General features: G+C 60.2%; 16 protein-coding genes. 5 read left to right on the top strand and 11 right to left on the bottom strand.

The window, feature by feature from the left end; translation table 11 throughout:
* Positions 1–33: 33 nt before the first annotated feature.
* A complete protein-coding gene (rsmA, locus tag MCRY_RS16680; protein ID WP_085631972.1) occupies positions 34–870 on the top strand; it encodes a 16S rRNA (adenine(1518)-N(6)/adenine(1519)-N(6))-dimethyltransferase RsmA in 837 nt (278 codons plus the stop codon).
* Between the two features lie 44 nt (positions 871–914).
* Here the strand turns inward: rsmA and MCRY_RS16675 are convergent, their stop codons facing one another.
* The 6 genes from MCRY_RS16675 to MCRY_RS16650 form a co-directional block, all read right to left on the bottom strand.
* Positions 915–1,481, bottom strand: a complete 567-nt coding sequence (locus tag MCRY_RS16675; RefSeq protein WP_085631970.1) for a DUF4167 domain-containing protein — start codon at positions 1,479–1,481, stop codon at positions 915–917.
* Positions 1,482–1,687: 206 nt separating this feature from the next.
* Entirely contained in the window at positions 1,688–2,536 is an 849-nt protein-coding gene (prmC, locus tag MCRY_RS16670) for a peptide chain release factor N(5)-glutamine methyltransferase (RefSeq protein ID WP_085631968.1), read from the bottom strand.
* Positions 2,533–3,582: a peptide chain release factor 1 gene (prfA, locus tag MCRY_RS16665; protein WP_085631966.1), complete on the bottom strand. Its 1,050-nt coding sequence runs from the start codon at positions 3,580–3,582 to the stop codon at positions 2,533–2,535. Before prfA ends, prmC begins: the two co-directional genes overlap by 4 nt.
* A 37-nt stretch (positions 3,583–3,619) precedes the next feature.
* The gene (locus MCRY_RS16660; RefSeq protein WP_085631964.1) at positions 3,620–4,018 is read right to left on the bottom strand and encodes a DUF1499 domain-containing protein; all 399 of its coding nucleotides are present in this window, start codon (positions 4,016–4,018) and stop codon (positions 3,620–3,622) included.
* Between the two features lie 63 nt (positions 4,019–4,081).
* Entirely contained in the window at positions 4,082–5,044 is a 963-nt protein-coding gene (speB, locus tag MCRY_RS16655) for an agmatinase (protein ID WP_085631962.1), read from the bottom strand.
* A 3-nt stretch (positions 5,045–5,047) separates the two neighbouring features.
* Positions 5,048–6,208 (bottom strand): M20 aminoacylase family protein, encoded by a 1,161-nt coding sequence (locus MCRY_RS16650; RefSeq protein WP_085631960.1) that lies wholly within the window; start codon positions 6,206–6,208, stop codon positions 5,048–5,050.
* 63 nt (positions 6,209–6,271) lie between these two features.
* Between MCRY_RS16650 and mazG the strand changes: the two genes are divergently transcribed.
* Complete coding sequence (mazG, locus tag MCRY_RS16645; RefSeq protein WP_085631958.1) at positions 6,272–7,093, top strand: nucleoside triphosphate pyrophosphohydrolase; 822 nt, start codon at positions 6,272–6,274, stop codon at positions 7,091–7,093.
* Positions 7,094–7,132: 39 nt separating this feature from the next.
* Here the strand turns inward: mazG and MCRY_RS16640 are convergent, their stop codons facing one another.
* The 3 genes from MCRY_RS16640 to fabD all read right to left on the bottom strand — a co-directional run bounded on the left by MCRY_RS16640 (position 7,133) and on the right by fabD (position 9,394).
* Positions 7,133–7,366 (bottom strand): acyl carrier protein, encoded by a 234-nt coding sequence (locus MCRY_RS16640; protein ID WP_085631956.1) that lies wholly within the window; start codon positions 7,364–7,366, stop codon positions 7,133–7,135.
* A gap of 269 nt (positions 7,367–7,635) precedes the next feature.
* Positions 7,636–8,373, bottom strand: a complete 738-nt coding sequence (gene fabG / locus MCRY_RS16635; protein ID WP_085631954.1) for a 3-oxoacyl-ACP reductase FabG — start codon at positions 8,371–8,373, stop codon at positions 7,636–7,638.
* A gap of 85 nt (positions 8,374–8,458) precedes the next feature.
* Entirely contained in the window at positions 8,459–9,394 is a 936-nt protein-coding gene (gene fabD, locus MCRY_RS16630; RefSeq protein WP_085631952.1) for an ACP S-malonyltransferase, read from the bottom strand.
* Positions 9,395–9,542: 148 nt separating this feature from the next.
* Between fabD and MCRY_RS16625 the strand changes: the two genes are divergently transcribed.
* A complete protein-coding gene (locus MCRY_RS16625; protein ID WP_085631950.1) occupies positions 9,543–10,760 on the top strand; it encodes a cytochrome b/b6 domain-containing protein in 1,218 nt (405 codons plus the stop codon).
* Between the two features lie 75 nt (positions 10,761–10,835).
* Here MCRY_RS16625 and MCRY_RS16620 read toward each other — a convergent pair whose 3' ends face one another.
* Together MCRY_RS16620 and MCRY_RS16615 are read right to left on the bottom strand one after the other, a co-directional pair.
* Entirely contained in the window at positions 10,836–11,420 is a 585-nt protein-coding gene (locus MCRY_RS16620; protein ID WP_085631948.1) for a YceI family protein, read from the bottom strand.
* A 102-nt stretch (positions 11,421–11,522) separates the two neighbouring features.
* A complete protein-coding gene (locus tag MCRY_RS16615) occupies positions 11,523–11,726 on the bottom strand; it encodes a hypothetical protein (RefSeq protein WP_085631946.1) in 204 nt (67 codons plus the stop codon).
* A 296-nt stretch (positions 11,727–12,022) separates the two neighbouring features.
* On the opposite strand from MCRY_RS16615, the gene rpsF reads away from it, so the two are divergent.
* Both rpsF and rpsR read left to right on the top strand, forming a co-directional pair.
* Complete coding sequence (rpsF, locus tag MCRY_RS16610; RefSeq protein WP_085631944.1) at positions 12,023–12,424, top strand: 30S ribosomal protein S6; 402 nt, start codon at positions 12,023–12,025, stop codon at positions 12,422–12,424.
* 25 nt (positions 12,425–12,449) lie between these two features.
* Positions 12,450–12,677 carry a 30S ribosomal protein S18 gene (gene rpsR, locus MCRY_RS16605; RefSeq protein ID WP_026756163.1) on the top strand — a complete coding sequence of 76 codons (228 nt, stop codon included), beginning with the start codon at positions 12,450–12,452 and terminating at the stop codon, positions 12,675–12,677.
* Positions 12,678–12,681: the final 4 nt, after the last annotated feature.

Raw genomic sequence — 12,681 nt, 5'->3', positions numbered from 1 at the left:
AGCAAGGGCCGCGCGCCTTGTGCGGAGGTTTCCATGCCCGCAATTGATTCCCTGCCGCCGCTGCGCGATGTGATCGCGACATATGAGCTGAGCGCGAAAAAGGCGTTGGGCCAGAACTTTCTGCTCGACCTGAATCTGACCGCCAAGATCGCGCGTCAGGCGGGTGATTTGAGCGGGACAGATGTGCTTGAGGTCGGGCCTGGCCCCGGCGGTTTGACGCGCGGATTGCTGGTCGAGGGCGCGCGCAAGGTGCTGGCCGTGGAGAAAGACGCGCGGTGCTTGCCTGCACTGGCCGAGATCGCCGCGGTCTATCCGGGGCGGCTTGAGGTGATCGAGGGCGATGCGCTGCAGATCGACGCATTGGCGCATCTGACGCCGCCGATCGCGATCTGTGCCAACCTGCCCTACAATGTCGGCACCGAATTGCTGGTGCGTTGGCTCACCCCTGCGGTTTGGCCGCCGGTGTGGTCAAGCCTGACGCTGATGTTTCAGAAAGAGGTTGCACAGCGGATTGTCGCCAAGCCGGGCGACAAGGCTTACGGTCGGCTGGCGGTGCTGGCGCAGTGGCGCTGTGACGCGTATATCGCGATGCATCTGCCGCCCGAGGCATTCAGCCCGCCGCCCAAGGTCAGTTCCGCCGTGGTGCATCTGCGCGCCCTGCCCGCGCCCCGGTTCGAAGCCGATGCCAAGGTGCTGGAGCGGGTTGTGGCGGCTGGGTTCAATCAACGCCGGAAAATGCTGCGCGCGTCCCTAAAGGGGCTGTCGCCGGATATCGAGGATCATCTGAACGCGGTCGGCATTCCCCCGACTGAGCGCGCCGAGCGGGTGTCAATCGAGGCGTTCTGCGCCTTGGCCCGGCAATTGGCCTAACCGGCTGGAAACAGAAAAGCCGGGGAAAGCCCCGGCTTTTTTATTTATTCAGCAGCGTCTGGCGTGGCCTGCTCTGCGGCGGGTTGTTCCGCCTTCGGCTCTGGCTTTTTGCGCGGCTTACGCGGCGCGCGGGGCTTCTTGGGCTTTTCCTCGGCCTTGGCTTCGGGAGTGTCCACGAGACCACTGTCAGTGCTGCTGTCGGATGCGTCAATCACATCCGGCTGCGGCGCATCGGCGGGGTCATTCGCCGGCTGAGCAGAATTGGAATTGTCCTGCTCCTGACGCTGCGGACGTTCGTTATCGCGCTGCGTCTGGCGGTCGCGGTTTTCACGCTCTTGCTGTTCGCGGCGCGCATCTTGTTCACGCTGTGCTTCGCTGAGCAGGCGCATGTAGTGTTCTGCGTGCTGTTGGAAGTTTTCCGCATTCACCCGGTCATTGCTGAGCTGGGCGTCGCGCGCGAGCTGGTTGTACTTGTCAATGATCTGCTGCGGCGTACCGCGCACCTTGCCCTCGGGACCGGAGCTGTCGAACACACGGTTGACGACATTTCCGACAGAATTCGGGCGGTTGCGGTTATTCTTATTCCGCGAACGTTTGTTTGAAGAACGCATCTGTAACTTTCCAGCCTTCTTTCAGCTGTTTTTGCGATTGCTGTGTGCGCTTTGTGCGCGGGTCCTGTGCAAAAGCATCCATGTTTGGGCTTACAATCGCGCGAGAGGGGTGCAAACCAGCCTCGACCGCTGCAATGACTCTGAGTAATCATGTCCGACCCCGGCTTACAAGTATAATTTGCGTCGAAAGGTTCGGATTTTCGCTCTTACAGGTCGGTTCGTGGCAGGTTTGCGCCGGAGACGACCCGATCCCTGCCATCAAGGTCGGGATGGATCGCCACTTTTGCAAGACCAGCGGCACGAAACAGCTTGGCAACGGCTGCCCCTTGTGTCGGCCCTATTTCGACGATCAGGCGCCCGTGCGGAGTGAGATGCGCCCGGGCTCCGGCGGCGATGGCACGGTAGGCGGTGAGGCCGTCAGCTTCGTCCGTGAGCGCCATACGTGGCTCAAAGGCCAATTCGGGGGCGAGCCCCGGCATTTCGTTGGCCGCGATATAGGGCGGGTTGGACACGATCAGGTCAAAGTGCTGCCCCGCCGCCACCGCGTTGAACCACGCGCCATGCCCCCAAGTCACCCGGTCCTGCACCGATACGCGCGCGGCGTTCTCTTGTGCAACCGACAGCGCATCTTCGCTCAGATCGGTGCCCATACCCTGCGCAGTGGGACGTTCTGCCAGCAAGGTCAGGATGATACAGCCTGATCCCGTTCCAAGATCGAGAACATGTGAAAAGTCGTCCGCAAGCCCTTGTTGGATCAGAATTTCTGTCTCGGGACGCGGATCAAGCACTGCGGAATTCACGCGGAAATCGCGGCCGAAGAAGGCGCGCGTGCCAATCAGATGGGATACAGGTTCACGCCGGCCGCGTCGTTCGATCAGCGCCCCTAGATTTTCAACCTGGGCCTCTGAGATCATGTCCGGCAGGACAAGGGTCAGCCGCCCCGGAGCAACGCCTAGCACATGCGCCATGATGCGCCGCGCATCGCGCGCCGGGTCGTCAATACCCGCCTCACGCAGCCGTGCGACCGCATGGGACAGCGCTTGGGTTCCGGTCATGCCCCCATCTCGGCTAGGAGTGTGGCCTGGGCATCTGCCGTCAGAGCGTCGATGATTTCGTCCAGATCACCCGCCATCACTGCGTCGAGCTTGTAGAGCGTGAGGCCGATCCGATGGTCGGTCAGGCGCCCCTGCGGGAAGTTGTAGGTGCGGATGCGTTCGGAGCGATCACCAGAGCCGACCTGACTTTTGCGATTGGCCGAGCGTTCAGCATCGACCTTTTGCCGCTCCATATCGAAGAGGCGTGTGCGCAACACCTGCATCGCGATCTCGCGGTTGCGGTGCTGGGATTTTTCGGAACTGGTGACGACGATTCCGCTGGGAATGTGGGTGATGCGCACCGCCGAATCGGTGGTGTTGACGTGCTGCCCACCTGCGCCGGAGCTTCGCATGGTGTCGATGCGCAGGTCGTTTGTGTTGATCTGGATGTCCACATCCTCGGCCTCGGGCAAAACCGCCACGGTTGCGGCAGAGGTGTGAATGCGCCCGCCTGATTCCGTCTCGGGCACGCGCTGTACGCGGTGGACGCCGGATTCGTATTTCAGTCGGGCAAAGACATTGGTTCCCGTGATATGCGCCACGACTTCCTTGATGCCGCCGATCTCGGTTGATTGTTCCTCGATGATCTCGAACCGCCAGCCGCGCGCTTCGGAATAGCGCTGGTACATGCGCAACAGGTCACCGGCGAACAGTGCCGCCTCTTCGCCCCCCGTTCCGGGGCGGATTTCAAGCATGGCAGGCCGCGCATCGGCCTTGTCGCGGGGCAAAAGCGCGAGCTGCAGCGCAAGTTCGACCTTGGGCAAACGCGCCTTGAGGTCGGGCAGTTCTTCCTGAGCCAATTCCCGCATTTCGGGATCCGACAGCATCGCTTCGGCATCAGCGATGTCGGCGCGCACCTGTTTCCACTCGGCGATCTGTTCAACGACGGGGCGCAGGTCCGAGTATTCCTTGCCGATGGCTGCAATGTCGCCGGACCCTTCGGCCATCTGGGCCTCAAGGTATTCAAAACGCGATGTGATCTGGTGCAGGCGGTCTTCGGGGATCATGCGGTTCTGTCGGGCATCAACGCCTTGCGGTCAAGGCCTATCCGCCCAGCCGGTCCAGCCACCCATCCACACGCGCCTTGTTCACGCCCATGTCGGACTGGCCAAAGCGCAGGCGGGCGAACAGCTCGAGCACGTCTTCGTTTTTCATCACCGTGGTGTAGTCGGGAAAACCCATCCATTGGGACCGGGTGACATAGGTCACCTTGCCCTCTTCCACACTGCCCGTCAGAACTTCGGTGCGCGGGGTGGCCAGGATGATGCGGTCAAGCGTGGCAAAGGTGCCTTCGGTTGCGGGGATGCGACGGCGCACGCCTCCGGCCAGATCCTGATCAGCCGTCACTTTGGGGTCCACATGCCAAGCAGCAGGGTCCGATGGCGCGAGCCTGATCCACGCCAGACCTGCAACCACAATGAGCACAACCGCCCAGAAGAACATTTTCACGACGTCCTTATCCTTGCCTCAATGGGGCACCGGCCCCTTGCTCACGCGCACTGAACTTCAGGCGCGGCGCGTCCACCCCCAAAGCGACAGAATCTCTGTCGCAACATGAGCGCCCGCCACGGCTGTAATACCTGATGTATCGAAAGGCGGGCTGACTTCAACCACATCGCCCCCCATCAGTTCGATCCCGGCGATATTCCGCAGGATGACCGCGATATCGGCTGTTGACGGACCTCCCCAAACGGGCGTGCCGGTGCCGGGGGCAAAGGCAGGATCGAGGCAATCAATGTCGAAGGTGAGATAGGTTGGGTAATCCTTGAGGATTTCGCAGATTTTTTCCGCAACGGCTTCGGGCCCGATACGGTGCATCTCGCGGGCGTCGATGATGTTGAAGCCGAGCGTGTCCGGATTGTCGGTGCGAATGCCCACCTGAACCGACCGCACCGGGTCCACCAGACCCAGCTTGACTGCTTTATACAGGAACGTCCCGTGGTCGATCCGCTCCATATCGTCATCGGCCCAGGTGTCGGTGTGGGCGTCGAATTGCAGCAGGCTTAGGGGGCCGTATTTTTCGGCATAAGCCTCAAGGATCGGCAGGGTGATGTAGTGGTCGCCCCCCAGCGTCACCGTCGCTGTGTCCTGTGCCAGAATTCCTGCGATATGGGATTTTAGCGTTTCGGGAAACTCAGACACTTTGGCATAGTCGAAGGCCAGATCGCCGTAATCGGCAATCGCGAAGTCTTCGAGCACATTGTAATCCCAACCGTATGGTTTGTCGTAGGGCTGAAGGCTGGAGGCCTCGCGGATGGCGCGGGGGCCAAAACGTGTGCCGGTGCGGTGCGTTACGGCCTGATCAAAGGGCACGCCAGTGATGGCGATATCCACGTTGCTCAGGTCCTTGGTGTAGCGCCGCCGCAGGAACGATGTGGCACCGGCAAAGGCGTTCTCAAAGCTCGCGCCTTTCAGGTCGTCGCGGGTGAAAGCGTGGTCGATTTGGGTTTTGGCGTCTTCAAGGCCCATGGTTTACACTCCGTGACGGGTTTCGATCACTCGGGCAAAGAACGACGCGCCGATGGGGGCCACCTCGTCGTTGAAGTCAAACGCGGGATGGTGACAGGACGGCCCGATCCCCTGCCCCAGCATGAGGTAGCTTCCGGGCCGCGCCTCGAGCATATAGGAAAAATCCTCGGCCCCCATTTCGGGCGCGCGGTCACTGATCACGTTGCTGTCGCCCACCACCTCTTGGGCCACACGCACGGCAAATTCGGTCTGGGCGTGGTGGTTGATGGTAGCGGGGTAATTGCGGACGTAGTCCAGCTTTGCCGCGACGCCGTAGCTGGCCGCTTGGCCTGCAACGATCTCTGCGAAGCGGCGTTCAACCATATCGCGCAGGTCGGGATCAAAGCTGCGCACTGTGCCTGCAAGACGCATGGTTTCCGGGATCACGTTGGTGGCGCTGCCAGTCTGCACGATGGTCAGTGACACCACCAGCGGCAAGCGCGGATCTGCGTTGCGCGACGGGATTGTTTGCAGCGCTTGCCCAATGGCAAGTCCACAGGGCACCGGATCAAGCGTGGTGTGGGGAAACGCTCCGTGACCGCCCTTGCCGGTGATCGTGATCTCGAAATCGTCCACCGCTGCCATGATCGGACCGGGACAGGTGTTAAACACGCCCACATCGCCGAATGGATCAGTGTGCAGCGCGAAGACCTCTTCGATGCCGAACCGATCCATGATGCCTTCCTCGACCATGATACGTGCGCCACCCACGGTTTCTTCTGCTGGCTGAAAAATCAGTGCGACGGTGCCTTTGAATTTGCGGGTTTCCGCCAGATAGCGGGCGGCACCCAATAGCATTGTGGTATGCCCGTCATGGCCGCAGGCATGCATCTTGCCGGGAATGGTCGACGCATACTCAACGCCAGTGGTCTCTTCGATGGGCAGCGCGTCCATATCAGCCCGCAGGCCGGTCACCGGGCCGTCCCCCTGCCCCCGGATCAAAGCCACAACACCCGATTGCGCAATGCCTTCGTGGATTTCGTCGACACCGAACTCCTTGAGCCTTTCAACCACAAACGCCGCCGTTTCATGGCAGTCGAGGCTCAGCTCGGGATGCATGTGCAAGTGCCGACGCCATGTCTTCATGTCCTCGGCGTAATCGCCGATCCGGTTGATGATGGCCATGGGTGGACTCCCTCGCGCTGATACCGCATCCCTGCATCTAATCCCGAAGCACGGAGGCCTGCAATGTCCGATGACCTGATCCATGACCCCAAGGGGGGTATGCCGCGGCTTTTGGAAATCATGCGTCGCTTGCGCGATCCCGAAACAGGCTGTCCGTGGGACATCGAACAGGATTTCGTGTCTATCGCGCCCTACACGATCGAAGAGGCCTATGAGGTAGCAGACGCCATCGAGCGCGAGGCGTGGGGCGAGCTGAAAGGCGAGTTGGGTGACCTGCTGTTGCAGTCGGTCTATCACACCCAGATGGCCGAAGAGGCTGGCATGTTCAGCTTTGACGATGTGGCCAATGCGATCAGCGACAAGATGGTGGCGCGACATCCGCATGTGTTCGGTGATGAAAGCCGGGACAAATCCGCCGAACAGCAGGTTCTGGACTGGGAACAGATCAAGGCGGCGGAACGTGCGGGCAAGCAGGAAACCGGTGTACTGGACGGGGTCGCCAAGGGTCTGCCCGCCCTGACGCGGGCTTTGAAACTGCAGAACCGCGCTGCGCGGGTCGGGTTTGACTGGCCGTCGACGGACGAGGTCTTGGACAAGATCGTCGAGGAAGCACAGGAATTGCGCGAGGTCGAGAACGAGACAGAGCAGCTCGAAGAGTTCGGAGATCTGCTGTTCGTGATGGTCAATCTGGGTCGCCATATGGGGCTTGACCCCGAAGCGGCATTGCGCGCCACAAATGCCAAGTTCACCCGCCGTTTCGAAAGCATTGAAGCTGCGCTGGCCGCTGAAGGACGGACGCCGAAGGACAGCAATCTGACCGAGATGGACGCGCTTTGGGATGCTGCAAAGGCAGAAGAGAAGGCGCAAAAGAAAAACGCGCCCTGAGACAGAGCGCGTTCTCAAAAATCTTGAAGTTCGAAACGCTTACTGAGCTTCGTTGATGAACTTCACCGCGTCGCCGAATGTCTGGATGGTTTCGGCTGCGTCATCCGGAATCTCGATGCCGAACTCTTCTTCGAAAGCCATGACCAGCTCAACGGTGTCGAGGCTGTCAGCGCCGAGGTCGTCGATGAACGACGCGTTCTCAACCACTTTGTCCTCTTCGACACCAAGGTGCTCGACAACAATTTTCTTAACGCGATCTGCGACGTCGCTCATGTTTTCTTCCTCACAGTTTCGTCGGCGCGGAGGCCGGGTTAGCCCGCGCCCGGGCGGAATTGATCGTGCCCTTGCGGGCGGCGGTTTGTGTCCACATGGAACACCTAAGACCGACACTGCCCGAAAGTCACCGGGATGGTCCAAAACCTGCGCCGCTATAGCACATGGAATCGGGATGGCAAACGCTTTCAATGCAATCGCGTGCACGAAGAAATCCATGTGATTTCAGGGATTTCTGCACCTGCATAATCGTTCTTTCCCCTGTGAAATCAGAGCATTGCCATGCCGCCATTCACATGAAGCGTGGTTCCCGTGACATAGGCCGCCTCGGCACTGGCAAGATAAAGAACCGCCGCAGCGATCTCTTCCGGGGTGCCCATGCGGCCCGAGGGAATCTGTGTCAGGATAGTGGATTTCTGATCATCGGTCAGCTTGTCGGTCATCGCGGTTTCGATAAAGCCGGGTGCGACGGCGTTCACCGTGATGCCGCGAGAGGCGACCTCGTAGGCCAGTGATTTCGACATACCGACCATGCCTGCCTTTGCGGCGGCATAGTTGCCCTGCCCCGGATTGCCCGTGGCACCAACGACGGACGAGATGTTCACGATGCGGCCCCAACGCGCCTTCATCATGCCGCGCAGCACACCTTTGCACAGCTTGAAGGTGGCGGTCAGGTTCACGTCGATGACCGACTGCCATTCATCATCTGACATCCGCATAAAGAGGTTGTCGCGGGTGATGCCTGCGTTGTTCACAAGGATATCGACGCTGCCCATCGCATCGGCGGCCTGTTTCGGAAGGGTCGCAACCGCCTCGGGATCACTGAGGTTGCAAGGCAGGACATGGGCACGGTCGCCCAGTTCAGCCGCCAACGCCTCGAGCGGTTCGGTGCGGGTGCCGGACAGGCCAACCGTGGCCCCAGCATTGTGCAATGCGCGGGCGATTTCGCCGCCGATGCCACCGGATGCGCCTGTGATCAACGCGGTTTTGCCTGTCAGATCGAACATGTCGTGGTCCTTTTCATCTCGTTTTAGTCTTGGGCACACAGAACCTTCGTTCAAAGATTCTGGAGCCGGCCATTAAATTCCGGGCTCAGCCCTCTTGCGTTGCAGCCTGCACGTCGGCAGCCGATCCAACGGCGCGCGTCGCCGCCGACCGCTCGATCCGGCGCACCATGCCGATCAGGGCTTTGCCTGCGCCGACTTCCCAGAAATCGTCCACGCCCTGCCCGACCATCCAGTTCACGGATTCGCGCCAACGCACCGCACCGGTGATCTGCTCGACCAGCAGCGCGCGGATGGCTTCGGGATCGCTGACCGCCTCGGCGCGGACATTCGCCACGACCGGCACCACCGGCGCGTTGATCGTGACGCTACCCAAGGCATCGGCCATCGCCTCGGCTGCGGGGGCCATGAGGGCACAATGGAACGGCGCGCTGACAGGCAGCAGAACCGCGCGTTTCGCGCCCGCCTCTTTCGCCAGATCGACCGCGCGTTCGACAGCCGCCTTGTGTCCAGAGACGACAACCTGCCCGGGATCGTTGTCATTGGCCGCGGCACACACCTCGCCCTGCGCTGCGGCCTCAGCCACGCGGCGCACGTCCTCGAGGCCCAGCCCAAGCACTGCTGCCATAGCGCCAACGCCTACGGGAACGGCGTCCTGCATCGCTGTGCCACGTGCCCGCAACAACCTTGCCGCGTCAGACACCGACAGTGCCCCGGCGGCCGTTAGAGCGGAATATTCACCAAGCGAATGACCGGCGACATAAGCACCCGATCCGATCACGATGCCCTCAGCTTCGAGTGCACGCATCGCCGCGATTGAGGTGGCCATGAGCGCCGGCTGCGCATTGGCGGTCAGGGTCAGCGTTTCGATGTCGCCATCCCAAATCAGCGCCGACAACTTTTCCCCAAGCGCGTCATCCACCTCTTCGAACACCGCGCGGGCGGTTGGATAGGCTTCGGCCAGATCCTTGCCCATCCCTATGGTTTGCGCCCCTTGTCCGGGAAATAGAAAAGCTCGGCTCACGGCATGCCTCCTTGATTGGTCCACATGCCATTACAACCCGTGCCGCAGCGACGCAACGTTGCTGCACTCATTCTGTGCATTGGCGAAGATTGCGCCCCGCGCATCCGGCGATAGCTGTGGGCAAACGGATTTACATTGGAGGCACCTTATGCCCGCCACGAACACCACCGCCCGCTATGGCTCTGTCGCCAAGACATTCCATTGGTTGACTGCACTTGGCATCCTTGCCGTGATACCGCTGGGGATCATCGCCAATGACCTGCCATATGACACGGCCGAGCAACTTGCCGACAAGGCGTGGCTTTTCTCTTTGCATAAGACGGTGGGGGTAACACTGTTCTTCGTCGCCCTTGCCCGTATCCTCTGGGCGCTGAGCCAACCCAAACCCGCGCCACTGCATCCTGATCGCGGCGTTGAAACGCTGCTGGCCGAAATTGTGCACTGGCTGCTGTACGGATCATTGGTGTTGGTGCCTTTGTCCGGCTGGGTTCATCACGCCGCGACGGAAGGCTTTGCGCCTATCTGGTGGCCGTTCGGGCAAAATCTGCCACTGGTTCCTGAAAGCCTGACTTTGTCGGAAACCGCAGCGGGCCTGCATATCGTGTTCGAACGAGTGCTGATCGTATCCTTGATCTTGCACATCGCAGGCGCGGTCAAACATGCTGTGATAGACAAGGACGACACCCTTGCGCGGATGTTGCCGGGTCGCCGCGTTGCGGTCACACCGACATCGCACACACAGCGCAAAATTCTGCCGCCAATGCTCGCCGGAGTTGTCTGGGCCGCCGCGATTGGCGTTGGGAGCGTTCTGGGGGTCTATCACAAAGGCACCGGCATCGCCGCCGAGGCACCCGCGCTGCAACAGGTCGAGAGCGATTGGGCGGTGACCGACGGCACGTTAGGAATCACCGTGCAACAAATGGGATCTGGCGTGTCGGGCGATTTCGCCGAGTGGACCGCAGCCATCACCTTTGACGAGACCGTCAGCACAGGTGTCGCCGGGTCCGTAGATGTCGAAATCGCGATCACGTCACTCACGCTTGGGTCGGTCACACAGCAGGCGATGGGCCCAGACTATTTCGCCAGCGCCGAGTTCCCGACAGCCCGGTTCACGGCGGATCTTTTGGCGACCGAGACAGGCTATATCGCCGAAGGCACGCTGACCATTCGCGGGGTGGAACAGCCAGTATCTCTGCCATTCGATCTGACTCTAGAGGACGATACCGCGCGGGTTCAGGGCAAAACCGAATTAGACCGACGCAGGTTCGACATCGGCGCGGGCATGACGGATGAAGGACAGCTTGGTTTTGCCGTCAGTGTTATGGTCGACCTCATGGCAGTGCGCGGCGGGGAAGCCTCCAACTGACCGCGCGACTACCACGGACAATAAAAAACCCCGGGCGTTACACCCGGGGTTTTTCATTTCATCGGCGGTTGAGGATCAGGAATCCGTGCCGTCGGCTTTCATTGCTTCGATGGAAATCTGCAATTGCACCTCGTCGCTCACGAAGGGGGCGAATGCGCCAACCTCGAAATCGCTGCGCAGCAAGGTCGCGGTGGCGTCAAAGCCGGCCCAAGGCTTGCCTTCCATCGGGTGATCGCCCGCTTGGTTCAGCGTCGCGGCCAGCGTGACAGGTTTGGTCACACCGTTCAGCGTCAGGTCACCGATGATATTGGCTGTCGAGTCACCAGTCACTTCGATTGACGTGGAGGCGAAGGTCACCATTTCATCTTCTGCCGCACCAAAGAAATCAGCGGACATGAAGTGTTCGAAACGGCCTTCCCAACCTGTAAACATCGAACGCACCGGGAAAGACACGGTCACGGACGAATTGGCCGGATCTTCCTGATCGAATTGAATGTCACCTTCAAAACCCGAGAACATACCCCAAGTCGTGGAATAGCCAAGGTGGTTGTAGGAAAAGAGGATTTGGCTGTGGCTTGCGTCCAGCGTGTAAGCTTCGGGTTCAGCTTGTGCAGCAAACGGCAGCGCGACCAGAGCGGCGGCAAGAAGTGTCTTTTTCATGGGTCAGTCCTGTTTACAAGATTACGATGACTGACAAATTGCTGCGATGCCGCGCAGTCTCAATTCGTTGAAACTCAACAGAGTCTGTGTCGGAATGAACAGTCAGCGCCCAAACAGGCACAAACCCGCAAACCCCATCACGATGACCGACAGGCCAAGCCCCATGATCCGCGCTTCGGGCAATGCGCCCTGCACCGCAAGCCAGATCCCCGGAACCGCGATCAGGCATGCAATCCCAAGAATGCGGCGCACCAGTGTGCCGACCGAGCTTTGGCTACGGACATAGTTTTCATCATAATGTACCATCTTGTATCTCCCCGACCGACTGTCACTCGGCCGTCAAACCGTTTACCATCTGGAAACAGTTTGTTGCGGAAATCGGCCGAATTCGGGGCGTGTGCCAGACCTTGAAAAGGCATGTTCAGGGCAGGATTGTGACGCCCTGCGCAAACTGCGCCCACAGCGCTTGATCCCCCACGCAATCCGTGTATACGGAGCGCTCCTTTCGCAGGACGATTTTTACCGCGCAGTCTCTCGTGGGCAGGAGCGAAAGGGTTCAGTCCCTGTCCTTTGAAATGCGCCAGAACAGAAACGGAGTGCACATGCCGCTTTACGAGCATGTTTTTATCTCGCGTCAGGATTTGTCCAACGCGCAGGCTGAAGGCCTCATCGAACATTTCGGCACAGTTCTTTCGGACAACGGCGGCACGCTGGTTGATCACGAATACTGGGGCGTCAAGACGATGGCCTACAAGATCAACAAGAACCGCAAGGGCCACTATGCCTTCCTGCGCACCGACGCACCGTCGGAAGCGATCCAGGAAATGGAACGCCTGATGCGTCTTCATGACGACGTTATGCGTATTCTCACCATCAAGGTGGACGCACATGAAGACGGCCCGTCGGTCCAGATGCAGAAGCGTGACGACCGGGGTGATCGTGGTGACCGCGGAGACCGTGGTGACCGCGGTGATCGTGGCGAACGCCGCGAACGTCGCAATTGATCGCCTGAAGAAAGGACGCTAATCCATGGCTACGAAACCATTTTTCCGCCGTCGCAAGGTGTGCCCCTTCTCGGGCGACAATGCACCTAAGATCGACTACAAAGACACCAAGCTGCTGCAGCGCTACATCTCTGAGCGTGGCAAGATCGTGCCCTCGCGCATCACAGCCGTGTCTGCAAAGAAACAGCGTGAGCTGGCTCGTGCAATCAAGCGCGCCCGCTTCCTCGCCCTGCTGCCCTACGCAGTGAAGTAAGGAG

Origin of the sequence: Marivita cryptomonadis, from assembly GCF_002115725.1 — a bacterium.
GTDB lineage: Bacteria > Pseudomonadota > Alphaproteobacteria > Rhodobacterales > Rhodobacteraceae > Marivita > Marivita cryptomonadis.
The sequence above is the reverse complement of the archived record's forward strand: the minus strand, read 5'-3'. Positions and strand labels throughout refer to the sequence as shown.